Origin of the sequence: Neobacillus citreus (assembly GCF_018343545.2) — a bacterium.
GTDB lineage: Bacteria > Bacillota > Bacilli > Bacillales > Cytobacillaceae > Neobacillus > Neobacillus citreus.
The window spans coordinates 1-23621 of record NZ_JAGYPE020000077.1 but is presented as its reverse complement, the minus strand read 5'-3'; the positions used below and the strand labels follow the sequence as shown (position 1 = coordinate 23621).

Below are 23621 nucleotides of genomic sequence, written 5' to 3'. Positions count from 1 at the left end.
GGATCGATTAGAAGCTCAGCAAATTGATGGCCTACCTGTTTTGCAAGGTAATAAATATGTCGGTGTAGTGACCAGATATGGGATTTATGAAAATTATTTTCTTTCCAATAAACCAAAGGAAGAATATTTAACAACGACGAGTGTGAAAGACATTGCTACCCACCAAGAGATGTTTTTAGAAGGTGCGGAACTATTTGAAAGGACGATGCTTGATTTAAAAGATTTTCCTTTGCTTGCAGTAGTAGATGAGGATCGTAATTTTCTAGGGGTGATAACTCGCTCAGATGTTCTGAGCTTCTTTGAGAGTGCTTTTGGAGTCAATCGCCCCGGGGTGAGGATTGCGTTTACATCAGTTGAGACGGAAGGACGGATCGCTCGCTTGTCGGAAATCGCCCATCATTTTCACGAGCATATCATTTCGCTGGTCACCTTTGACGAAACAGATAAGCTGGTCCGAAGAATAGTCATGAAAATTGAAAAGAAAGATAACATTGATAAATTTACGAAAAAACTTGAAGAACATGGCTTTCGTATTTTAAGTATTGAAGAAGTGTAAAAATACTTAATCGTGGAAATAATACCAATCCCCCTCATACATTGTTATGGGGGGGATTTTTTGCATGCTTGCAGTAGGGAGGATTTTGTTTATCTACTTGTTCGGCTATTTATTCATTAAATGGATTTGGATTCCGAAACCATTTGTTTTGGCTGATTTTTTTATTGTTTTAATTACACACCCGCTTGAGTTTTTGGCTGCCGCCTTAGCCCTGTTCCTTGGTGTCCTTCTTACGGGTGGTCTTATCAAGGATTTCATACATAAATTAAGAGGTGCACAGAAGAAGCATATTCTCTTGAAGATTATAGAAATGGTTTTTCTGATTATCGTATTCACGATTCTTTTTCGATTTGGCTGGGAGCAGGCACTTGTTTTTTTTAGTTTAAGTATCGTTTATGGTACCATTTCATTAGAATCTTAGAGTTTTAAAGGGGTATGTGAATATGGGTTTAATCCCAATTATCTTGTTGATCGTTCTCATCATTGGGTTATGCCTGCTTTTATATATGCTGCGGGAGGCCTTTTTAAATGATGTTGTCCGGCATGAATTCCTTTTTCAGGATTTTCCTGAAACGTTTGGAAGAATGACCATCTTTTTTATTTCCGATATTCATAAACGGACAATATCTGATAAGGTCATTCAAACGGCCATAGGGAAGGCTGATTTTGTTGTAGTAGGCGGGGATTTGACAGAAAGAGATGTGCCTTTACAAAAGGTAAAGGCAAATTTAATGAAGTTAAGACAAATTGGTCCCGTTTATTTTGTATGGGGAAATAACGATTATGAGGCCAATTTGCATCAGTTACATACGGTGTTTCTGGAAACTGACATAAATGTCTTGGATAACTCAGCCGTCAGCCTGCATTCTAACCAAGGCGAAAAGATTTTTTTACTTGGAGTTGACGATGTCACTTTAGGAAGGGACCGGCTTGAGTTGGCCTTAGACAGAACAGAAGCCAATCACTTTAAAATCTTGGTCAGCCATTCCCCGGATATTATCAAGAAAGTTGGGACAAAGCAGAGTATCCGGCTGATTTTAAGCGGACATACACACGGTGGTCAAATCCGTCTTTTTGGATTCAGTCCCGGAGAAAAAGGGGGAATAAAAAGAGTTCAGCAAACAGTGCTTTTCATAAGCAACGGTTATGGAACAACTGCCATCCCCCTTAGATTGGGAGCCCCGGCACAATGCCATTTGATTACTGTTAGAAACGGAACCGATACTCCTTAGTTAGCTAATAAGAAAGTATAAACTTTTTGTCGAAAACTTTATACTTTCTTAACGCATAAATTCAACTACGCCTCATGAACCGTCCTATCGGACTCGCCAATCGGCGAGTTTTCATTTAGGGGAGACAATTCACAACCGCCTCTCTGCTTTCATAATCTAACACAAGAGATGTCTAGCAGGGGGCAAAAACATGCGCTTAGAACGCTTAGCAGCAAATAAAATAAAAATTATTTTAACGTCCGATGATTTGTTTGAAAGAGGGCTTTCCAAGGAGGATATTTGGAAAGAATCCGGCAAATGGAATCAGCTATTTCACGATATGCTTGAAGAGGCAAGTGAAGAATTCGATGTTGATATAAGGGGTTCGGTAGCGGTTGAAATTTTCTCCCTTCAAGCTCAAGGAATTATAATGATTATAACCGTCGACCATACGCGGGAAGATGAGGAAGCATTGGATGATGGTTTAATTGAAATGCAGGTAAGAGTAGGGGGCTGTGAGGACTTTTTATATGAATTTGAAGAATTAGAAGATATAATCGGTCTCGCGAAACGGCTTTCCTTATTAGGTATTTATGGTGGGAGTCTATATGTATATCGCAGCCGCTACTTTCTTTTGCTGACAAAAATAGAAACCGAACAGAACTCTATTACTGCCTCATTGATGTCGGAGTTTGGCAATGCATCCATATTAAGTCCGTATGTCTTAAAAGAATATGGAAAACTAATCGTCGGTCACGCAGCGATCGAAACCCTTCTCCACTATTTCAAATGAATAATACACATATCTAATAAGGAGGGGGTTAAACCGCTCCTTAAGTTTTTTTACAATGCTATTTGTTATTTTAAAATAGTAAATAAATGCGAATGACCGCCTTTGCATAATCACAATATATAAAAGGAAAGGTGGATTTTTGTTCTTGCATTAATTGCCTAAAGGTGTATACTTGTGACTGATAGCGGACATTAATCGTTTTAGTATTTTCTTAGGAGGTTTATAAATGTCTACCGAAAAAGGTAATGAAAAGACTAATCATGAGGGTAAGCACGATGTGTTAAAATCAACACAGACCGTTATACATAAAGCCCTTGAAAAATTAGGTTACCCTGAAGAGGTATACGAGCTCTTAAAAGAGCCGCTAAGAATGATGACAGTCAAGATTCCAGTTAGAATGGATGATGGATCTGTAAAAATATTTACTGGATACCGTGCGCAGCATAATGATGCAGTAGGCCCAACAAAGGGAGGAATCCGCTTCCATCCAGGTGTAACAGAGACAGAAGTGAAAGCCCTTTCAATTTGGATGAGCTTAAAATGCGGAATCGTTGATCTTCCATATGGCGGCGGTAAAGGCGGGATTATCTGTGACCCGCGCGATATGTCATTCCGTGAGCTTGAAAGATTAAGCCGCGGATATGTAAGGGCAATCAGCCAAATTGTCGGCCCAACAAAAGATATTCCTGCTCCAGACGTATTTACAAACTCGCAAATAATGGCCTGGATGATGGACGAGTACAGCCGGATTGATGAATTTAACAATCCTGGTTTTATCACTGGAAAACCGCTTGTACTTGGCGGTTCCCATGGTCGTGAGTCGGCAACAGCAAAAGGGGTCACCATTTGTATCCGCGAGGCAGCGAAAAAGAGAGGCATCAATATCGAAGGAGCTAGAGTCGTTGTCCAAGGTTTCGGCAACGCTGGCAGCTACTTGTCAAAATTCATGCATGATGCAGGTGCTAAAGTAGTAGGGATTTCAGATGCCTATGGTGCGCTTTATGATCCGAATGGACTAGATATCGATTACCTGCTCGACCGAAGGGACAGTTTTGGAACAGTAACAAAGCTATTCAATAACACAATTACCAATAAGGAACTGCTTGAATTGGAATGTGACATTCTCGTTCCGGCAGCAATTGAAAACCAAATTACTGAAGAGAATGCCCACAATATTCGTGCCGGGATCGTGGTTGAGGCCGCAAACGGACCTACCACATTAGAAGCTACAGAAATTTTAACCGAGCGCGGAATTCTTCTTGTACCTGACGTATTAGCTTCTGCAGGTGGAGTAACTGTTTCATATTTTGAATGGGTACAAAATAACCAGGGTTACTATTGGTCTGAGGAAGAAGTAGAAGAAAAGCTTGAAAAAGTGATGGTCAAATCCTTTAACAATATATATGATACAGCCCAAACTCGCCGAGTTGATATGCGTCTTGCTGCTTACATGGTTGGTGTAAGAAAAATGGCTGAAGCAAGCCGTTTCAGAGGCTGGATTTAAGTTGTTACCATTGAAATATATCTTCAAAACTCCTATCATTAACAGGTAGGAGTTTTTTCATTATATTAAAACAGATGCATGAATGTTTTAAGGAGTGTTCCATTGTGCAAATAGAAGACGTAATTATTATTGGCGGTGGCCCGTGTGGTATGGCGGCTGCGATCGCCTTACAGGAAATAGGGAAAAGCCCGCTTATCATCGAAAAGGGCAATATTGTAAACTCTTTATATAACTATCCAACACATCAAACCTTTTTTAGTACAAGTGAAAAATTAGAAATTGGTGATGTCGCTTTTCTAACCGAAAATTATAAACCAAAAAGAAATCAAGCTCTAGTCTATTATAGAGAGGTTGCAAAAAGAAAAAAGCTTCGTATTAATCCCTTTGAAAAAGTGACGCAAGTGACAAAAGACAATCAATTGTTTACAGTTGTAACAGAAAAAGATACTTATCGTGCCAATCATGTTGTCATAGCCACCGGCTACTATGATAACCCCAATTTTATGAAGGTACCTGGTGAGGATCTGCCTAAAGTGTTTCATTACTTTAAAGAAGCGCATCCCTATTTTGACCAGGATGTCTGTGTTATAGGTGGAAAAAATTCCAGTGTAGATGCGTCCATAGAGCTTGTAAAGGCGGGTGCAAGAGTAACTGTTTTATATCGCGGAAATGAATATTCTCCAAGTATCAAGCCATGGATTCTTCCGGAATTTGAAGCCTTGGTCCGGAATGGAGTCATCCATATGGAGTTTAATGCAAATGTCAAAGAAATAACTGAAAATGAGGTCATTTATGTAAAAGAAGGCCAAGAAAAGACCATAAAAAATGACTTTGTGTTTGCCATGACTGGCTACCACCCTGATCATCAATTCATTAAAAATATGGGAGTGATAATCGACCAAGAATCAGGAAGGCCGATTTTTAACTCTGAAACGATGGAAACAAATGTAGAAGGGATTTATATTGCAGGGGTACTAGCGGCAGGCAACAATGCAAATGAAATCTTTATCGAAAATGGAAGATTTCATGGCGGACAAATTGCAGGTTCCATCTTAGAGAAAGAATCAAAAGGGTGATATTACTATGAAAAAGGTTGTTTTGTTAACTACAGGCGGTACAATTGCAAGTAAACCAAATAAAGATTCTGGAAAACTTGCATCTGGTGCTTTAACGGGTGAAGAACTGGCTGCTATGTGCCAATTGCCAAATGATATTGAAGTCATTGTTGAATCTGTCTTTCAAAAAGCTAGTATTCATATTACTTTTGACGATTTACTTTTATTAAAATCAAAAATTGAGGGCTATTTTAAAGATGATACGGTTTGTGGAGTGGTCGTCACACACGGGACAGATACAATGGAAGAAACAGCCTACTTCCTTGATTTAACAATTGCCGATTCCCGTCCTGTTGTAGTAACCGGATCACAGCGTTCCCCAGAAGATTTGGGGAGTGATGTCTACATTAACCTCAGGCATGCCATCTATTCTGCTTGTGCTAAAGATTTGCATGATGCCGGGGCAGTTGTCGTTTTTAATGAGCGGATTTTTGCAGCAAGATACGTCAAAAAGGAACACGCATCCAATATTCAGGGGTTTAACTCCTTTGGATTTGGCTATCTAGGAATCATTGATAACGACCAGGTTCATATTTTTCAAAAGCCTATAAAACGGGAATTTTATAAGGTTCTTACAGCAATCCCCCAGGTTGAGATCATTAAATGCTATATTGGTGCCGATGGAAAATTTATTAAGGCCGCAAGAGAAGCTGGAGTAAAAGGAATCATCCTCGAGGGGGTAGGGCGCGGCCAGGTAGCCCCTAAAATGATGGAAGAAATAGAACTATCAATAAAAGCTGGAATTAAGATGGTCGTTACCACCAGCGCTGAAGAGGGTTCTGTTTATACAACCTATGATTACGAGGGCAGTGCCTATGACCTTTATAAAAAGGGAGTCATCCTTGGCAGCGATAATGACTGCAAAAAGGCAAGAATTAAACTTGCTGTTTCGCTAGCAAGCGGACTAGAAAATATTCAATATTAATGGAAGCTGGAATAAATCTTTCATTTTCCTTACGTCATTTCCATGTTAGACTTAAGAAAATGGAGTTGAAAAGAGGTTCATCATGCTGGGAATCTTATCTGCCGGGATCGCTCCCGGCTTGGCCTTGCTAAGTTATTTTTATTTAAAAGATGAATATGAATCTGAGCCTATTCCCCTTGTTCTTAGAACATTTTTGTATGGTGCGCTGTTGGTATTTCCGATTATGTTTATCCAGCATGTCCTAAAGACAGAGCAATTACTTGATTCAAGCATGATTAACGCATTTATCAGTACCGGTTTTCTTGAGGAATTTTTTAAGTGGTTTATTGTTTTTTATGCCATTTATCAACATGTTGAATTTGATGAACCGTTTGATGGAATTGTCTACGGTGCGGCAGTTTCCCTTGGTTTTGCTACCGTTGAAAATATTTTTTACCTTATTGCTAACGGCATTGAACATGCCATAACCCGGGCGCTGCTCCCGGTCTCCAGTCATGCACTCTTTGGGGTTATAATGGGATTTTATTTTGGCAAGGCAAAGTTTACCGAAGGCAATAAAGCGAAATGGCTTGCTTTGTCGTTGCTACTCCCATTTGTTCTGCACGGCTTCTACGATTTAATCCTGCTATCTTTAGAAAATTGGCTGCTTATCATTTTTCCTTTCATGATCTTTCTATGGTGGTTTGGACTTAGAAAAGTGAAAAAAGCGAAATTGTTAAGTGCTAACCATTTTAAAAAACAATATTCACTTGAAAAGACCCTTCATCATTGATGTTGGGTTTTTTCAGCTAATAAGAAAGTGTAAAATTACTCCAAATTTTATACTTTCTTAACGTATAAGTGCAACTACGCCTCATGAACCGCCCTTACAGGCTCGCCAATCGGCGAGTTTTCTTTATTTAATTGGAATAAAAACACCATTTAAACAAAAAATAGGATTAATGCAAAAAGATTTACAAATGGGGGTTAATGTTCCATGTTGAAGAAATCGATATTAATAAATCTGCTAATCTTATCCCTTTTAATAACGCCATTACCATTCGTAAAAACCAATCAGGTTCAGGCTTTTTCGGGACAGGTAATCCAGCATGGTGCGGTCGGCGCCGATGTCATTGAATTACAAGAAAGGCTCAAACATTTAGGTTTTTTCACAGGGACGGTGGATGGAGTTTTCGGCTGGCGGACCTATTGGGCATTACGGAATTTCCAGTATGAATTTGGGATGCCGATTGATGGGATGGCAGGACCGGATACAAAAGCGAAACTCGTGAAGGCGAGCAAAAACTATAAGGCGGGCAATAATTCTGCGGCAAAACCAAATGCAAAACCGCAAGCACCCACCGCCGCAAACACTCCGGCCGGTTTTTCGCAAAATGATATTCGCTTAATGGCCAATGCCGTTCATGGGGAGTCGAGAGGTGAACCATATATCGGCCAGGTAGCAGTTGCTGCAGTTATTCTAAACAGGGTACAAAGTGCGTCATTTCCAAACACGGTTTCTGGAGTTATCTTTGAACCGGGAGCATTTACGGCAGTCGCCGATGGACAGATTTGGCTGACCCCGAATGAAACTTCCAAGAAAGCAGTGATCGATGCGATAAATGGCTGGGATCCTACCGGCGAAGCCTTGTATTATTTTAATCCGGCAACGGCTACGAGCGGATGGATTTGGGGAAGACCGCAAATTAAAAAAATTGGCCAACATATTTTTTGCAAATAGAGGTGAAAACAGTTGATTAGAGGAATATTGATTGGCGTTCTCGCGGTAGCTATTGCGGGTACTGCCTACTGGGGTTACCAGGAACATCAAGAGAAAAACGCGGTGTTATTAAATGCAGAAAACAATTATCAACGGGCGTTCCATAATCTTACTTATCGAATGGACCTTTTAAATGACAAAATTGGCACAACACTTGCTATGAACTCAAAAAGTTCATTATCACCGTCGCTAATTGAAGTCTGGAGACTCACGTCACAGGCTCACAGCGATGTTGGGCAGCTTCCATTGACGCTGCTGCCATTTAATAAAACAGAGGAATTTCTTGCGAATATCGGAAACTTCAGCTATCGGACTGCTGCCAGGGATTTGGATAAGGAGCCCCTTTCTGATCAGGAATACGAAACATTGAAATCCCTTTATAAGCAATCCGGTCAAATCCAGTCAGAGCTTAGAAAAGTCCAGCATATGGTACTAAAGAACAATTTGCGCTGGATGGATGTTGAGCTTGCCCTGGCCTCAGGTAAGGAAAATACAGATAACACGATTATTGACGGTTTCAAAACGGTTGAGAAAACCGTCAGCGGCTATGAAGAAACTGCTCAGTGGCTTAGCTTTACAAACCTGCAAAAAAAGGATGAAAACTATAAAAAAATTAAAGGGAAATCCATTACAAAGCAAGAGGCTGCTGACATTGCGAAAAAATATATGAAAATTGACGGCAATGCGGATGTGAAGGTCACCAAAAATGGCAAAGGGTCTGACTACGGCTTTTACAGTGTTTCCGTAAGGAATAACAAAACTGGTCAGGAAGCTAGTATGGACATTACAAAAAAAGCCGGCCATCCCATTTGGTTTATGAACAACCGCCCGATCGATAAGCAGGCGATCAGTTTGAATGATGCCAATAATAAAGCACTTGCCTTTTTAAAAGAAACCGGCTTTAAAGACTTAGAAACTTTTGAAAGTTTTCAATATGATAATGTTGGTGTCTTTAATTTTGTCACCACTACTAATGGGGTCAGAATCTATCCGGAATCGGTAAAGGTTAAGGTTGCTCTAGATAATGGCGATATTGTCGGCGTCTCTGCGGAGGATTACTTAAAGTCCTTTCAAACAAGAAATTTAGATAAACCAACCATTACACTTGAAGATGCCAGAAAGAAAGTGAATCCAAATCTAAAGGTGATGGAGGACCGGCTTGCTGTAGTCATCAATGATTTAAATGAGGAAGTATTATGTTACGAATTTCTCGGAACAATGGGAGAAGATACTTACCGCATTTTTATTAATGCAAAAACAGGTATGGAAGAAAAAGTGGATAAACTAAAAAATGCGGAAAATATGTATGAAGGTGTTTTATAAGGAAAGACTAATGCTTTTCCTTTCTCTTTTGGCACACTACCGAGAATAAAATAACGAATCAGCCCCCATAATAGGAATAACTTGGTACCGGGGTGAATGGATTTGGAGAAAATCGAAAAAATTTTAATGAAGATAATCATCATACAGTTTCTGTTTTTACTTCTAACGCAATTTTTTCTTCATCAGCTTGACACGCTGCCAGAATTGCAGCAAATAACCAAATACGAAGGCGTCAACGAAAATTCCATCACCGAAATACTCCAGACCTTTCAAGGAAATTAAGGAAAGAGCAGGCTTGCCTGCTTTTTTTGATTTAATGGATTAAATTAAGGAAGGATTCCATTCTCTTATGGTAAAATAAATATAGACAACTTTAGATATTCATTAGGAGGATTTATGAATAGAAAAATATCCATCGCAATTGACGGTCCTGCTGCTGCCGGTAAAAGCACTGTAGCAAAAATTGTGGCAGAAAACTTATCGTATATTTACATTGATACAGGTGCCATGTATCGGGCGTTGACATATAAAGCAATTGCGAACAATCTTGATCTTGAAGATGAAGACTCCCTAGTGGAAATGCTGCTCAAAACAGAAATAGGACTCCTGCCTTCTGATAACGGGCAAATCGTTTTACTCGATAATCTGGATGTTACTAACGAAATTCGCACATCTGAAGTAACCAATTTGGTTTCCATTCCTTCCAAACACCTAAGGGTAAGGGAAGAAATGGTGAGAAGACAGCAATCGTTTGCGAAAAGCGGCGGTGTTGTCATGGATGGGCGTGACATTGGCACCCATGTTTTACCGAATGCAGAGGTAAAAGTCTTTTTACTCGCCAGTGTGGACGAAAGAGCTGAGCGGCGCCATAATGAAAATCTTCAAAAGGGATTCCCATCAGACTTGGAAAAACTAAAAGAAGAAATTGCGCGTAGAGATAAAATCGACTCTGAAAGAGAAGTAGCTCCTTTGAAAAAGGCCGAAGATGCCATCGAAATTGATACCACCTCTTTGACTATTCCGGAAGTAGTCGATAAAATTATGGCTCTTGTGCACGAAAGGATTGGATGAGTTGACGTTTTATACCTTTGCCAGATCAGTAGTAAACGCAATTTTTAAACCATGGTATCGAGTTGAAACGATTGGAGCGGAGAATATTCCAAAAGATGGCGGCGTGCTTCTTTGTTCCAATCATATTCATAATTTTGACCCCATTATTGTCGGGATTACCGGGAAAAGACCTGTCTATTTTATGGCCAAAGAGGAAATCTTCCAAGTCCCTGTCTTGGGGAACATCGTGCGGAAATGTAACGCTTTTCCTGTAAAAAGAGGAATGAGTGATCGCGAAGCACTAAGAAAAGGAATCAACATCTTAAAGGATGGGCATGTGCTTGGGCTTTTTCCAGAAGGAACGAGAAGTAAAACTGGGGAATTAGGGAAGGGCCTTGCCGGTGCTGGTTTTTTTGCCTTGAAAACAAATTGTGCTGTTGTTCCGTGTGCGATTCTTGGTCCTTACAAAAACCTGCAAAAGTTAAAGGTAGTTTATGGTAAACCTATTCAAATGGACGAACTTAGAACTTCGAAGGCATCTGCGGAAGCAGCCACTGAATTAATTATGGCTGAAATTCATAAACTTATTAAAGAGGATCGATAGGTTTCCGCTTGACAAAAGACATGATTTATAAGAAGTTAAATAATGAGATTCAATTTTGGGCAAATCAGAATTTATAGATAATTATAGATTTTGCTAGTCAATGGATTAAGGAGGATTACATATGTCTGAAGAATTAAATCAGGTAGAAGTGAAAAGCTTTGAAGTTGGCGACCAGGTAACCGGGCAAGTTACTAAAGTAGAAGAAAAGCAGGTGCTTGTAAATATCCAAGGCAGCAAACTTGATGGGATTATTCCAATCAGCGAATTATCAAGCCTGCATATTGAAAAAGCCTCAGATGCCGTTAAAGAAGGCGATGAACTAGAGCTTGAAGTAATGAAGGTTGAGGAAGAAGCATTAATTCTTTCAAAAAGAAAAGTGGACGCCAGCAAGGCTTGGGAAAGTCTTGAGCAGAAATTCCAAAGCGGCGAGGTTATTGAAACTGAAGTAAAAGATGTAGTGAAAGGCGGCCTAGTTGTCGACCTTGGAGTTCGCGGCTTTGTCCCTGCTTCCCTTGTTGAGACATATTTTGTCGAGGATTTTAGCGACTATAAGGGCAGAACGATTACTTTTAAAATTGTCGAACTTGATAAAGATAAAAATCGCTTAATCCTTTCCCACCGTGCTGTTGTTGAACAGGAAAAGGCAAAGCAAAAACTATCCCGTCTTGATGCAATCCAGCCGGGGGATATCATTGAAGGTACAGTTCAAAGGTTGACTGATTTTGGTGCTTTTGTTGATATCGGCGGAATTGACGGACTTGTCCATATTTCTCAATTATCACACGAACATGTCAATAAACCAACAGATGTTGTACATGAAGGCCAAAAGGTTAATGTAAAAGTCCTAAGCGTAGATCGGGGCAGCGAAAGAATCTCATTATCCATTAAAGAGACACTTCCTGGGCCGTGGTCAAACATCTCAGAAAAAGCTCCAAAGGGCAGTGTGTTAACTGGAACCGTTAAGCGATTGGTTTCTTATGGAGCTTTCGTTGAGGTATTCCCAGGTGTTGAAGGCCTTGTTCATATCTCCCAGATTGCCCATAAACACATCGGTACCCCTCATGAGGTGTTAAAGGAAGGACAAGAGGTATCCGTTAAAGTTTTAGATGCAAATGAAGCAGAGCAGCGCTTATCTTTGAGCATCAAGGAGCTTCTTGAAAAAGAGGTTGAGGAAACCTACGATTATGAACTTCCGGAAGAATCAAAAGGATTCCAGCTTGGTGAAATGATTGGAGATAAGTTAAAGAATCTGAGAAAATAATGGTGATAAAACGTGTCTAGATTGGAACGTAAATGGGATCACATCCGCCTAGCTATTGAAAATGGGCACACGCGTTCTTCAGCATTTGATGATATTAAATTTATTCACCAAAGCTTACCGAATATTGGTATTAGTGATGTTCGATTAAATCAAAAAATAGGCGAACTTTATTTAAGTTCGCCTATTTTTATCAATGCAATGACGGGCGGCGGCGGTGAAAAAACCTATTCGATTAATAAGGAACTGGCCATTGCTGCAAGTGAGCTTGAATTGGCGATGGCTGTCGGTTCACAAATGTCGGCTGTTAAGGATCGAACTCAAAGCTATACCTTTGAAGTGGCCCGTAAAGAGAATCCGAAGGGCGTTTTGATTGCCAATCTTGGCAGTGAGGCACAGTTGGATGATGCAAAATATGCGATTGAAATGATTGAAGCCAATGCGCTGCAAATTCATTTAAATGTAATCCAAGAGCTGACCATGCCGGAGGGGGATCGTGACTTTTCCGGAGCCTTAAAAAGAATTGAAACCATCGTAAACGGTGTAGAAGTCCCAGTGATCATAAAAGAGGTGGGCTTTGGTATGTCCCGTGAAACGATTCAAATGCTTTTCTCGATAGGGGTGCAAATTGCCGATTGTGGGGGAGCCGGAGGAACCAACTTTGCGGAGATCGAAAATAAACGCAGAGAGAAATCCCTTCCTTTTTTCACTGATTGGGGCATACCCACTCCTGTTTCTATTGCGGAAGCTTCTTCCATTTCCAACATTTCCATCCTTGGCTCTGGCGGTTTTATGAACGGTTTGGATATCGTCAAAGGAATAGCCTTGGGAGCGGATGCGATTGGGATTGCTGGTCATTTCCTGAGGATTCTTGTAGAAAAAGGGACAGAAGCATTAGTGGATGAAATGCAGGAGCTGCTTATGGAGATTACTCTTATTATGACAGCATTAGGGGTAAAATCCATTTCGGAATTGAAACGTGTTCCCTTGATTATTTCCGGAGAGACTTATCATTGGTTAACCCAAAGAGGAATTGATACTAAACAATACAGCCAGCGACAAGTTTAAAGCTCCTGCAAATTGCAGGAGCTTTTCTTTTTGTCTGGCTGCAGCGCCTAGGGGCTCGGGGTCATAAGCCAATCCGTCAAGAAGGCTAAAAAACAGCCTTCTCGCCGGCTCGTCTTATGCCTGTCGCCCCTGGTCAAGGCGCTTCCGCTTTTCTTTTAGTAATCGTCCTTCCCATCATTTAAACCTCTTGCCTCATCAGGACCTGACAGCTTCGTGGACCCCTTATAGTGCAAGGCTTGATCACGGTCTGACTCCACTCTTCTGCTTGCTTTTAGCTTTTTCTCTTGGCGGTCTTTTCCCATTTTTCTACACCTCCTCTTTATAAGATGAATCACACAGGAAATATTATTCAGTGAGTATAAAAGTTCATCAGGAATATCAATAATGATAATAATAGGAGGTGTATGTATGGAAGGTGCGACATTTTATTTGATTTTTTGGATGTTTTGGGTTTACCTTACGTTTATTTTACCTAAGGATAATCCGTATCGGCTAAGGGTTGCGGCTGCAGTATTAATCTTGATTATTTTTTCAAACCATCATTTTAGTTTCGGAATGGTTGACGTTTATGCAAGCGGGGTTATCATCTTAGGTTATTCATATTTATTTATAAGCAAAGAAAAGCAGCGGGTTATCATATACCTTCTCATTTGTTCTTTAATTATCACAATTGCCTACGTAACCTTCCATTTGTTCGAAATATTTGACCCAGTTTGGTTAATATTTAAGAAGGAATGGATGATGGGAATCGGTATCGGCTATTTGGCTATAATCCTGCAAAAAACATTAAAGGGGAGACTGCTGATTATATTTAGCGGAACCATGCAGGGAGAGTTATTGTACGCGTATATTTTAAATAAATTTCAATTTCCGCATTCAATCGGAGATTTTGCTTATTTAGATGTATGTGCGTTGATTTCCGCAGTAACGGTTGGCTGGAGCCTTTTGGAAAATGCGGGAGCAGTACTGCAAAATCATTTTCATTTTTTGGAAAAAACAAAACAAAAATCTTCTTAACAAGATTTATTCCCCCTATCCGTTGCAGGAGGAGATTAACATTTGCTAAGATAGGATAGTTAGACCTTTCTGGGGGTACCCCGAAGGGTTCTTTCATCATTTTTAGTAACTTTACATACTAAAAAAGTTTGATTAACGGATAAGAAAGGATGGCGATTTGAATGGTTAAACCTGTTATTGCCATTGTGGGAAGACCGAATGTCGGAAAATCCACTATTTTTAATAGAATTGTTGGTGAACGAATTTCCATTGTTGAAGATATCCCAGGTGTGACGAGAGACCGAATTTATAGCTCAGGCGAATGGCTCAACCATGATTTTAATATCATCGATACAGGAGGGATTGATATTGGTGATGAGCCGTTTCTGGAGCAAATCCGGCAGCAGGCCGAAGTGGCGATTGATGAAGCTGACGTCATTATCTTTTTAACGAATGGGAGAGAAGGGGTTACGGCTGCCGATGAAGAAGTAGCGAAAATTCTTTATAAAACAAAAAAACCAATTATCCTAGCGGTTAATAAGATTGATAATCCTGAAATGCGGGATATGATTTATGATTTTTACGCACTTGGGTTTGGAGAGCCAATCCCAATTTCGGGGTCTCATGGACTTGGCCTGGGGGATTTGTTGGATGCTGCTGCAAAACATTTTCCAAAGGGCGGAGAAGCAGAGTATGATGAGGATGTTATTAAGTTTTCTTTAATTGGCCGGCCAAATGTCGGAAAATCTTCTTTGGTTAACGCCATATTAAGAGAAGACCGGGTAATTGTCAGCAATATCGCCGGGACAACCCGTGATGCCATCGATTCTCCTTATACGTACGAAGGACAAGAATATGTTATCATCGATACAGCAGGAATTAGAAAAAAAGGTAAAGTATACGAAAGCACCGAAAAATATAGTGTGCTGCGGGCACTTAGGGCCATTGAACGATCAGACGTGGTTTTGGTAGTCATTAATGCGGAAGAAGGAATCATTGAACAGGATAAGAAAATCGCAGGCTATGCCCATGAAGCCGGAAGAGCGGTCGTCATAGTCGTCAATAAGTGGGATGCTATTGAAAAAGATGAAAAAACGATGAAAGAGTTTGAGCAGAAGATCAGAGATCATTTTCTGTTTCTTGATTACGCACCGATCGTTTTCTTATCTGCGAAAACGAAAAAAAGAATCCATACCTTGCTGCCAGTGATTAATTTGGCTAGTGAGAACCATTCTATGCGTGTTGAAACAAGTGTCTTAAACGATATTATTATGGATGCGGTTGCCATGAACCCGACACCAACGGATAAAGGCAAAAGATTAAAAATTTATTATGCAACACAGGTTGCCGTGAAGCCGCCAACCTTTGTCATTTTCGTAAACGAACCAGAATTATTGCATTTTTCTTATGAACGTTTTCTTGAAAACAGGATAAGGGATGCATTTGGCTTTGAGGGCACCCCTATTAAAATTTATGCAAGAGAAAGAAAATAGCCTTGAGGCGGTGATCGTAATGGAAGAGAAACAAAAGGCTGCTGCCGTCGTCGGTGCTGGATCCTGGGGGACAGCCCTGGCGATGGTACTGGCAGATAATGGACTCGGGGTCCGGTTGTGGAGCCATAATGAGGAACAAGTTAAAGAAATCAATCAGTTTCATACAAACAAAAAATATTTGCCCGGAATAGACCTTCCTGAATTAATCGTTGGCTATGCTTCCTTAAGCGATGCCTTGGCAAATATTAAGCATGTTATTTTAGCGGTTCCCACAAAGGCCATTCGCGAGGTCATTCGGAAAATTCAAGCTGTCGTAACTTCTCCGATTATGATAACACATGTAAGTAAAGGGATTGAGCCCGATACTTTGATGAGAATTTCGGAAATCATCAAGGAAGAAATGCCTGAAGAGCTGTTAGATGCTGTCGTTGTTCTTTCTGGTCCAAGCCATGCCGAGGAAGTTAGTCTCAGACACCCGACAACGGTTGCGGTTACTTCGGAAAATATGGAGGCAGCTGAAGAAATTCAGGATTTATTTATTAACCACAATTTCCGTGTCTATACGAATTCCGATGTAATTGGGGTTGAGATTGGTGGTGCCTTGAAAAACATTATTGCCTTGGCTGTAGGAATTACCGATGGTTTGGGCTATGGGGATAATGCCAAAGCTGCCCTAATGACAAGAGGATTGGCTGAAATCGCTCGGCTTGGCACAAAAATGGGAGCTAACCCGTTAACTTTCTCCGGCTTGGCAGGAATAGGCGATTTAATTGTCACCTGCACCAGTGTTCATTCAAGAAACTGGAGAGCAGGAAATTTATTAGGGAAAGGAAAAACTCTAGAGGAAGTACTTGATAGCATGGGTATGGTCGTGGAAGGTGTCAGAACCACGAAAGCTGCTTACCAGCTGGCCGAAAAATATGAAGTAAAAATGCCTATTACCCGTGTGCTCTATGATGTTTTGTTTAATGGCAAAAATGCAAAAGACGGGGTAGAGGTATTAATGGGCCGCAGCAAAACGCATGAGATGGAAGATTTGGTTAATATTTTGGATGAAAGAAATATATAACGAAAAAAATGTGCTATTTCCCTCAAAAAATAGGCATTCTTCTGATACGCTTTAACATGAAAATGCATACAATGCAACGAAGCAACGAAGCAACTTGGTAGTATGACGCTGGAGTATGGGTTATTTAGTCTTGACCTGGCTGAAGTAAAGAACTCGCCCCTCTTTACTTCAGTTTTTTATTTTTATAGGCTTTGTTAAACTGGTCTGTTGATTTCCGCTCCAATCAACAGTAAGCGTTAACTTAGCCTATTTTCAAAAGGACAAGCTATGTTATAATAACATTCGGACAAGGGGGGAATTACGTTGTCACCAGGTATGTTAAAGATGTGGATATCCGTTGGCGGAATGGCTTTAATGTTTCTCGCCATTATTACCATTTATTTGAGCAGGTATAAATTAACAGGAGTACTCCGTTTTGTTACAGCTATTCTTGCCTATCTATTTATGATTGCAGCAGGGCTGACACTGCTTATCGTATTCCTGACATGACGAAAAATATACATATAAAGGTGATTATATGAAGTGGAAGATGCTGGGCTTGTGTGCAGCTTTGGCTTTCCTGTTAACGGGATGTATGTATCCAAAGGAGGAATTGGCAAAGAATCAGATTCCCTACAAGGATCAAATACAAGCAGTTCAAACGGCTGTGGACGATTTTAGAAATGATAATGGCGGTATACTGCCAATCAAAACGAAAGAAGCGGGTACCCCTATTTATCAAAAGTATCCAATCGATTTTAAAAAGATTGCCCCCAAATATATAGCTGAACCACCCGGTAATGCGTTTGAAAACGGGGGTATATTCCAATACGTTTTGGTTGATGTGGAAACCAGTCCAACGGTGAAACTTATTGACTTAAGAATGGCTGAAACGATCCGGGATATGAAATTAAGATTAAAGGCAATGGGGTATCCGCCCTATAAAAAACAAATTGCCAAAAATGTGTTTACTCTAGACTATAAAAAATTGGGATATAAGGAGCCTCCATATGCCGTCAGTCCGTATTCCAATCAAAATTTATCCTTTGTCATCACTGGGAATGCCGAAGTATATATAGATTACAGCCCTGACCTTTATCAGGCAATTAAGAAATCAGACCAGAAGGTGAATCCTGGCGAGGATATCCGGCCTATTCTAGTCAATAACTCTATGTTCGTTCCGGCTTTTTCCCTGCCCTACACCGTAGACCCAAAAACAAATGAACCGGTATTTCTAGAAGAATAAGATTTAAAAGTCATAACCCTTTTCCTGCGAAATATATTGTAGGAGAAGGGTTTTTTTTCAATAAATAAACGCGGTACGGCGAATTCCTAATTCCATCGTATCGATGAACATAAATAGAAACCCTCCATCCATTTTGACCTTACAGGTACTGTAAATACCAGCATTACATGAAATTTTTTTTGAAGGAGGTAAAAAATTTTTAGAAAAGTGTCATAACTGGGTAGGACAACATCATAAACATATACTGTCCAAAAATACCTATATGGATGAAACTATCCCACTTTACTCTATGATCAGGAGGGGATCACTTGGAAAAGGTAGATATTTTTAAAGATATTGCCGAAAGAACGGGCGGCGATATTTATTTAGGAGTAGTCGGAGCAGTACGAACAGGAAAATCAACATTCATTAAAAAATTTATGGAGCTTGTTGTCTTACCGAATATAAACAGCGAAGCAGATAGATCGCGAGCACAGGATGAGCTTCCGCAAAGTGCAGCTGGAAAAACAATCATGACAACTGAGCCTAAATTTGTTCCAAACCAGGCCGCAACTGTTCATGTTGATGAAGGCTTGGATGTCAACATAAGACTTGTGGATTGTGTTGGCTACACAGTACCTGGAGCTAAAGGGTATGAAGATGAAAATGGCCCTAGAATGATTAATACGCCATGGTATGAAGAACCTATTCCGTTCCATGAGGCCGCTGAAATTGGCACAAGAAAGGTCATTCAGGAGCATTCTACAATAGGTGTGCTGGTTACAACAGATGGAACCATTGGAGAGATTCCAAGGAGTAATTATATCGAGGCCGAGGAAAGGGTTATTGAAGAGCTCAAAGAAGTCGGCAAGCCGTTTATTATGGTGGTGAACAGTGCCCAGCCATATCATCCAAGTACAGAGACTCTAAGGTCCAACCTGGCTGAAAAATATGACATTCCTGTCATTGCCATGAGTGTTGAGAGCATGCGGGAAAATGACTGCTTAAATGTACTCCGCGAAGCACTTTATGAATTCCCTGTTCTTGAAGTCAATGTCAATCTGCCAAGCTGGGTAATGGTTCTAAAGGAAAATCATTGGCTGAGAGAAAGCTATCAGGATGCTGTTAAGGAAACGGTAAAAGATATCAAGAGATTGAGAGATGTCGACCGGGTTGTACAGCATTTCAGTGAGTTTGAGTTTATTGACAAGGCAGGACTCGCCGGAGTGGAAATGGGGTCAGGTGTAGCTGAAATCGATTTATTTGCTCCGGATGAATTATATGATGATATTTTAAAAGAAATAGTCGGGGTAGAAATCAGAGGAAAAGACCATTTGCTAGAGCTTATGCAGGATTTTGCCCATGCAAAAGCGGAATATGATCATATTGCAGACGCCCTAAAAATGGTAAAACAGACGGGCTATGGAATTGCTAGTCCAACACTTTCAGACATGAGCCTCGAAGAGCCGGAAATAATCCGTCAGGGTTCCCGTTTCGGTGTTAGATTAAAAGCTGTTGCACCATCCATTCACATGATTAAAGTGGATGTGGAATCAGAATTTGCGCCGATTATTGGAACAGAAAAACAAAGTGAAGAGCTAGTCCGTTACCTAATGCAAGATTTTGAAGATGACCCGCTTTCTATTTGGAATTCTGATATATTTGGCCGCAGTTTGAGTTCCATCGTACGTGAAGGCATTCAGGCTAAGATTTCCTTAATGCCGGAAAATGCTAGATACAAATTAAAAGAAACACTTGAAAGAATTATCAACGAAGGCTCAGGCGGTTTGATTGCCATTATTTTATAAAATTGGACTCCTCTGGAGTCTTTTTTTTATGCGTTTCTACCCAATTATGACCAATAAAGTAGAATTTTGTAGAAGAAAAGAAAAGATTCCCATAATTTCTTGAAATCTTCTTGATATGCTGAATTGATTATGATAATCTTTTAACAGAATTACGTTAGTAGTGCATCAGTCCTTTATTTTAAAAGGTTTTTTCAAAGATTTAGAAATTGCTGCAAATGCGGTAATTTTTATAACTTTTACAATAAAACTGCGCTGTTGAACGTATAGAAATCAGAAAAAGTGTTTAGAAATGTAGATAAGTAATCTTATTTATCTCGATAAACCTTTGGGAGGAGGTGAAAGGCATGAACAAGACAGAACTTATTAATGCAGTAGCGGAAGCCAGCGAACTTTCTAAAAAGGACGCAACTAAAGCGGTTGATGCTGTTTTTGATTCGATTTTAGATGCTTTAAAGAATGGTGATAAGGTTCAACTTATCGGTTTTGGTAACTTTGAAGTACGCGAGCGCGCAGCACGTAAGGGGCGTAACCCTCAAACTGGTGATGAAATCGAAATCGCGGCAAGCAAGGTTCCTGCTTTCAAACCAGGTAAAGCGCTTAAAGACGCAGTAAAATAATTACATAAATTATTGCTTTAAGCGAATGCTTAAGAGCAAAGGCCATGGCAAACACCATGGCCTTTTTCTTTGGCACTGTTAAATTGCCTGCTAAGAAAACAATATGCTAATATGTATTTGACATCTATTAGAGGCAAATAGGAGGAGTTAACATGGCAGAGGTAAATCGTGCCCAAATTGAAGAGGCGGTACGTTTAATATTAGAAGCAGTCGGGGAAGATCCAAATCGGGAAGGACTTCTTGACACCCCTAAGCGTGTGGCAAAAATGTATGAAGAAGTTTTTAGCGGGTTAAAGGAAGATCCTAAAAAGCATTTTGAAACGATTTTCAGTGAGGATCATGAAGAATTGGTATTGGTGAAGGATATTCCGTTTTATTCGATGTGTGAACACCATCTTGTCCCATTTTTCGGGCATGCTCATGTGGCCTATATCCCGCGTAATGGCCGTGTAACGGGCTTAAGCAAGCTGGCAAGAGCCGTCGAAGCTGTTGCCAAAAGACCACAGCTGCAGGAACGAATTACTTCCACCATTGCTGATAGTATTATGGAAAAATTAGAGCCACACGGTGTAATGATTGTGGTGGAAGCAGAACATATGTGTATGACGATGCGTGGAGTGAAAAAACCGGGAGCAAAAACCGTAACAACTGCTGTTCGTGGAACACTTGCCGAGGATGTCAGCGCCCGCTCCGAAGTGCTCTCCTTAATAAAAAATTAACTTTTTCTAAAACTTTAGAGGTGATGATGATGGAAAACCGGCAGCCACAAAGTAGTGATTATATTGTCATTAAAGCAAATGATGATGGAGTTAGTGTCATTGGTCTGACGAGAGGTACTGATACAAGATTTCACCATTCTGAAAAGCTTGATAAAGGTGAGGTATTAATTGCTCAATTTACAGAGCATACTTCTGCTATTAAAATTAGAGGGAATGCCAAAATTCTTACTCAATACGGGGAAATTGAAAGTGAAATAAAAAAATAGAGGACTTTTTGGTCCTTCTGTTTTTTATAAGAGTATTCTTAGTTGATGAGAAATATAATTATTTTGTGAATTCCTGCTCATGGATGTTTATATGTGTTATAATGGTGACTGCCTTGTTTATTGGCAGAGTTTTTCTTACTTAATTATTTAACATGCATTTTCCTTTTGGATTAGGAAATAAGAATACATAATGATACTACTTCGGGGAACAAGGGTGATTAAAAATGCAGGATATTCGACAAAAGTTAATAAGCATTAAGGAAAAAGTCGAAAACCGTGTTTTTGATCCTTACTTGCTACAATTTATTGAGACCCCAATAGTTGACGAGGATAAACTCCTAATTTTAGTTTCCATCATGGACCGGATGGATTTGTCTTATCACGAAATGGAAAACTATGCCCTCTCGACTATGCTGGTACAAATCGCCCTCGATACCCATGAACATATTACCTCAACAAATGAGGAAAAAAACCGGCAGCTTACTGTTTTGGCCGGGGATTATTTTAGCGGATTGTATTATAAGTTCCTAGCCGATTCAGATGACATTTTCATGATAAAAGCACTGTCGGAAGGAATTAAGCAAGTAAATGAACATAAGACTTCAGTATATTTTACCGAGTCAGAGGATATCGAACAGCTGATGAAAAGCATGATGGTCATTGAAACCTCGCTGCTTTCGAAGCTTGCCGAATATTTTAATATCGACCTTTGGAATGATGTTCTAGCCTATTACTTGCTATTCAAACGGTTATTAAACGAAAAGGCTTTATTTCTTCAAACCGGCAGCTCCATTTTATTTGCTGCATTGAAAAAAATAATGGTACCACTCCACGACCATAACAAAGACTTGCCGGATATTCAGAACGATCAGCTTTTAAAGGTATGTGACCGGTATCTTGAACTTTCAAAGCAAATAATTGAAAAAGGGATTCCAAAGCTTCCATTTCTAAATCATTTGCTTGAAGACAGGATTTCCAATTTATTAAATCAATATCAGCCATATGCCAAAACATTTGTGGAAGAAGGGTGAAACATGCAGCAATCGAAAGAACAACGTGTTCATCAAGTGTTCGAAAAAATTTCTGATAGCTACGACAAAATGAACTCTGTTATCAGCTTTCAGCAGCATATTAGATGGCGTAAGGACACGATGAAAAGAATGAATGTACAGCCTGGCTCAAAAGCCCTGGATGTCTGCTGCGGGACAGCTGATTGGACAATTGCTATGGCAGAAGCTGTCGGTCCATCCGGAAAAGTGATTGGCTTGGATTTTAGTCAAAATATGCTAAACGTAGGTAAGGAAAAAGTCCGCGAGCTTGGGTTGAATCAAGTTGAACTCATCCATGGCAATGCAATGGAACTGCCTTTTCCTGATAATAGCTTTGATTACGTCACCATTGGCTTTGGTTTAAGGAATGTGCCGGATTACCTGCAGGTACTAAAAGAAATGCAACGGGTTGTAAAACCGGGCGGAATCGGGGTTTGCCTTGAAACATCTCAGCCAACCCTTATTGGTTACAGACAGCTGTTTTTCTTTTACTTCCGCTTTATTATGCCTTTATTCGGAAAGATGTTTGCGAAAAGCTACCAGGAATACTCTTGGCTTCAAGAGTCTGCGCGCGATTTTCCAGGGATGAGAGAGTTGGCTAGAATGTTTGAGCAGGCTGGCTTTCAAAATGTTAAATATAAGCCATACAGCGGCGGTGCGGCTGCTGTTCATATCGGACATAAGAAATAACATGGAACAAAGACAGGATGAAAAGCTAGGTGGATACAAATGAAATTAAAAATGATGTATTCATTTTTGAATTCGGATATTAGTTTAATCGAGAAAAAACTGGAGGAGACGATCAAATCAGAGTCTATCCTCCTGCAGCAAGCTTCGTTGCATACATTACAAGCCGGGGGAAAAAGAATACGTCCTGTTTTTGTTTTGCTTGCAGGAAAATTTGGCACCTATGATATAAACGTAATGAAGAATGTTGCGGTTGCATTGGAACTAATTCATATGGCCTCGCTTGTTCATGACGACGTCATCGATGATGCTGACTTAAGAAGGGGACAGCCTACTGTCAAAGCAAAATGGGATAACAAGACTGCGATGTATACGGGTGACTTCGTGTTTGCTCTTGCACTCGAATTGATGACTAATATCAAGCATCCTTTAGCCCATAAAATTTTGGCCAATGCCATAGTCGAAGTAAGCGTGGGGGAAATCCAGCAATTTAAGGATAAATATCGTTTTAATCAGAACCTTCGGGACTATCTCCGCAGAATTAAAA

Annotated in this window: 28 protein-coding genes; 27 read left to right on the top strand and 1 reads right to left on the bottom strand. The window is 40.1% G+C overall.

All coding sequences use genetic code 11. From position 1 onward, the window contains the following. The 15 genes from KHB02_RS26380 to fni form a co-directional block, all read left to right on the top strand. Window positions 1-556, top strand: a 556-nt coding sequence (locus KHB02_RS26380) for a CBS domain-containing protein (protein ID WP_241114109.1), incomplete at its 5' end; no start/stop codon positions are given. Window positions 557-620: 64 nt separating this feature from the next. Beyond that, window positions 621-977: a hypothetical protein gene (locus KHB02_RS26375; RefSeq protein ID WP_213145005.1), complete on the top strand. Its 357-nt coding sequence runs from the start codon at window positions 621-623 to the stop codon at window positions 975-977. A 22-nt stretch (window positions 978-999) separates the two neighbouring features. Beyond that, window positions 1000-1788, top strand: coding sequence for a metallophosphoesterase (locus tag KHB02_RS26370; RefSeq protein ID WP_213145006.1), 789 nt, complete (start codon window positions 1000-1002; stop codon window positions 1786-1788). Between the two features lie 190 nt (window positions 1789-1978). After that, the gene (locus tag KHB02_RS26365) at window positions 1979-2560 is read left to right on the top strand and encodes an adaptor protein MecA (RefSeq protein WP_213145007.1); all 582 of its coding nucleotides are present in this window, start codon (window positions 1979-1981) and stop codon (window positions 2558-2560) included. Between the two features lie 226 nt (window positions 2561-2786). Further along, the gene (locus KHB02_RS26360) at window positions 2787-4064 is read left to right on the top strand and encodes a Glu/Leu/Phe/Val family dehydrogenase (RefSeq protein ID WP_213120339.1); all 1278 of its coding nucleotides are present in this window, start codon (window positions 2787-2789) and stop codon (window positions 4062-4064) included. Window positions 4065-4138: 74 nt separating this feature from the next. Further along, on the top strand, window positions 4139-5140 hold the full coding sequence (locus KHB02_RS26355; RefSeq protein ID WP_277398389.1) for a YpdA family putative bacillithiol disulfide reductase: 1002 nt from the start codon (window positions 4139-4141) through the stop codon (window positions 5138-5140). A 7-nt stretch (window positions 5141-5147) separates the two neighbouring features. Then, window positions 5148-6104 carry an asparaginase gene (locus KHB02_RS26350; RefSeq protein ID WP_213145009.1) on the top strand — a complete coding sequence of 319 codons (957 nt, stop codon included), beginning with the start codon at window positions 5148-5150 and terminating at the stop codon, window positions 6102-6104. An 82-nt stretch (window positions 6105-6186) separates the two neighbouring features. Further along, entirely contained in the window at window positions 6187-6876 is a 690-nt protein-coding gene (gene prsW / locus KHB02_RS26345) for a glutamic-type intramembrane protease PrsW (RefSeq protein ID WP_213145010.1), read from the top strand. Between the two features lie 204 nt (window positions 6877-7080). Next, window positions 7081-7824 (top strand): spore cortex-lytic enzyme, encoded by a 744-nt coding sequence (sleB, locus tag KHB02_RS26340; protein ID WP_213145011.1) that lies wholly within the window; start codon window positions 7081-7083, stop codon window positions 7822-7824. 12 nt (window positions 7825-7836) lie between these two features. Next, window positions 7837-9186 carry a germination protein YpeB gene (gene ypeB, locus KHB02_RS26335; protein ID WP_213145012.1) on the top strand — a complete coding sequence of 450 codons (1350 nt, stop codon included), beginning with the start codon at window positions 7837-7839 and terminating at the stop codon, window positions 9184-9186. Window positions 9187-9288: 102 nt separating this feature from the next. Next, window positions 9289-9468, top strand: a complete 180-nt coding sequence (locus KHB02_RS26330) for a DUF5359 family protein (RefSeq protein WP_213145013.1) — start codon at window positions 9289-9291, stop codon at window positions 9466-9468. Window positions 9469-9582: 114 nt separating this feature from the next. Next, window positions 9583-10257: a (d)CMP kinase gene (gene cmk, locus KHB02_RS26325; protein ID WP_213145014.1), complete on the top strand. Its 675-nt coding sequence runs from the start codon at window positions 9583-9585 to the stop codon at window positions 10255-10257. A 1-nt stretch (window position 10258) separates the two neighbouring features. After that, window positions 10259-10840 (top strand): lysophospholipid acyltransferase family protein, encoded by a 582-nt coding sequence (locus KHB02_RS26320; protein ID WP_213145015.1) that lies wholly within the window; start codon window positions 10259-10261, stop codon window positions 10838-10840. A 121-nt stretch (window positions 10841-10961) separates the two neighbouring features. Further along, window positions 10962-12101 (top strand): 30S ribosomal protein S1, encoded by a 1140-nt coding sequence (gene rpsA, locus KHB02_RS26315; RefSeq protein ID WP_213145016.1) that lies wholly within the window; start codon window positions 10962-10964, stop codon window positions 12099-12101. 12 nt (window positions 12102-12113) lie between these two features. Beyond that, the gene (fni, locus tag KHB02_RS26310) at window positions 12114-13166 is read left to right on the top strand and encodes a type 2 isopentenyl-diphosphate Delta-isomerase (RefSeq protein ID WP_213145017.1); all 1053 of its coding nucleotides are present in this window, start codon (window positions 12114-12116) and stop codon (window positions 13164-13166) included. Between the two features lie 155 nt (window positions 13167-13321). On the opposite strand, the gene KHB02_RS26305 is transcribed toward fni, so the two are convergent. Further along, complete coding sequence (locus KHB02_RS26305) at window positions 13322-13468, bottom strand: YpzI family protein (protein WP_213145018.1); 147 nt, start codon at window positions 13466-13468, stop codon at window positions 13322-13324. A gap of 106 nt (window positions 13469-13574) precedes the next feature. Here KHB02_RS26305 and KHB02_RS26300 point away from each other — a divergent pair, with 106 nt between their 5' ends. The 12 genes from KHB02_RS26300 to KHB02_RS26245 all read left to right on the top strand — a co-directional run. Continuing rightward, entirely contained in the window at window positions 13575-14183 is a 609-nt protein-coding gene (locus KHB02_RS26300) for a YphA family membrane protein (protein ID WP_213145019.1), read from the top strand. A gap of 161 nt (window positions 14184-14344) precedes the next feature. Continuing rightward, the gene (gene der / locus KHB02_RS26295; RefSeq protein WP_213145020.1) at window positions 14345-15655 is read left to right on the top strand and encodes a ribosome biogenesis GTPase Der; all 1311 of its coding nucleotides are present in this window, start codon (window positions 14345-14347) and stop codon (window positions 15653-15655) included. 19 nt (window positions 15656-15674) lie between these two features. Then, complete coding sequence (locus tag KHB02_RS26290; RefSeq protein WP_213145021.1) at window positions 15675-16724, top strand: NAD(P)H-dependent glycerol-3-phosphate dehydrogenase; 1050 nt, start codon at window positions 15675-15677, stop codon at window positions 16722-16724. A 303-nt stretch (window positions 16725-17027) separates the two neighbouring features. After that, entirely contained in the window at window positions 17028-17213 is a 186-nt protein-coding gene (locus KHB02_RS26285) for a DUF2768 domain-containing protein (protein ID WP_213145022.1), read from the top strand. Window positions 17214-17241: 28 nt separating this feature from the next. After that, window positions 17242-17949 carry a hypothetical protein gene (locus KHB02_RS26280; RefSeq protein ID WP_213145023.1) on the top strand — a complete coding sequence of 236 codons (708 nt, stop codon included), beginning with the start codon at window positions 17242-17244 and terminating at the stop codon, window positions 17947-17949. A gap of 308 nt (window positions 17950-18257) precedes the next feature. Then, window positions 18258-19736, top strand: a complete 1479-nt coding sequence (spoIVA, locus tag KHB02_RS26275; protein WP_213145024.1) for a stage IV sporulation protein A — start codon at window positions 18258-18260, stop codon at window positions 19734-19736. A gap of 344 nt (window positions 19737-20080) precedes the next feature. Continuing rightward, a complete protein-coding gene (locus KHB02_RS26270) occupies window positions 20081-20353 on the top strand; it encodes an HU family DNA-binding protein (protein ID WP_213120357.1) in 273 nt (90 codons plus the stop codon). A 152-nt stretch (window positions 20354-20505) separates the two neighbouring features. Next, window positions 20506-21072, top strand: a complete 567-nt coding sequence (gene folE / locus KHB02_RS26265; protein WP_213145025.1) for a GTP cyclohydrolase I FolE — start codon at window positions 20506-20508, stop codon at window positions 21070-21072. Between the two features lie 29 nt (window positions 21073-21101). Continuing rightward, complete coding sequence (mtrB, locus tag KHB02_RS26260) at window positions 21102-21338, top strand: trp RNA-binding attenuation protein MtrB (RefSeq protein WP_213120359.1); 237 nt, start codon at window positions 21102-21104, stop codon at window positions 21336-21338. Between the two features lie 224 nt (window positions 21339-21562). Next, a complete protein-coding gene (locus KHB02_RS26255; RefSeq protein ID WP_213145026.1) occupies window positions 21563-22369 on the top strand; it encodes a heptaprenyl diphosphate synthase component 1 in 807 nt (268 codons plus the stop codon). 3 nt (window positions 22370-22372) lie between these two features. Next, the gene (locus tag KHB02_RS26250; RefSeq protein ID WP_213145027.1) at window positions 22373-23077 is read left to right on the top strand and encodes a demethylmenaquinone methyltransferase; all 705 of its coding nucleotides are present in this window, start codon (window positions 22373-22375) and stop codon (window positions 23075-23077) included. 39 nt (window positions 23078-23116) lie between these two features. Beyond that, window positions 23117-23621 (top strand): polyprenyl synthetase family protein (locus KHB02_RS26245; protein WP_241114107.1); only part of this gene is annotated, 505 nt, incomplete at its 3' end.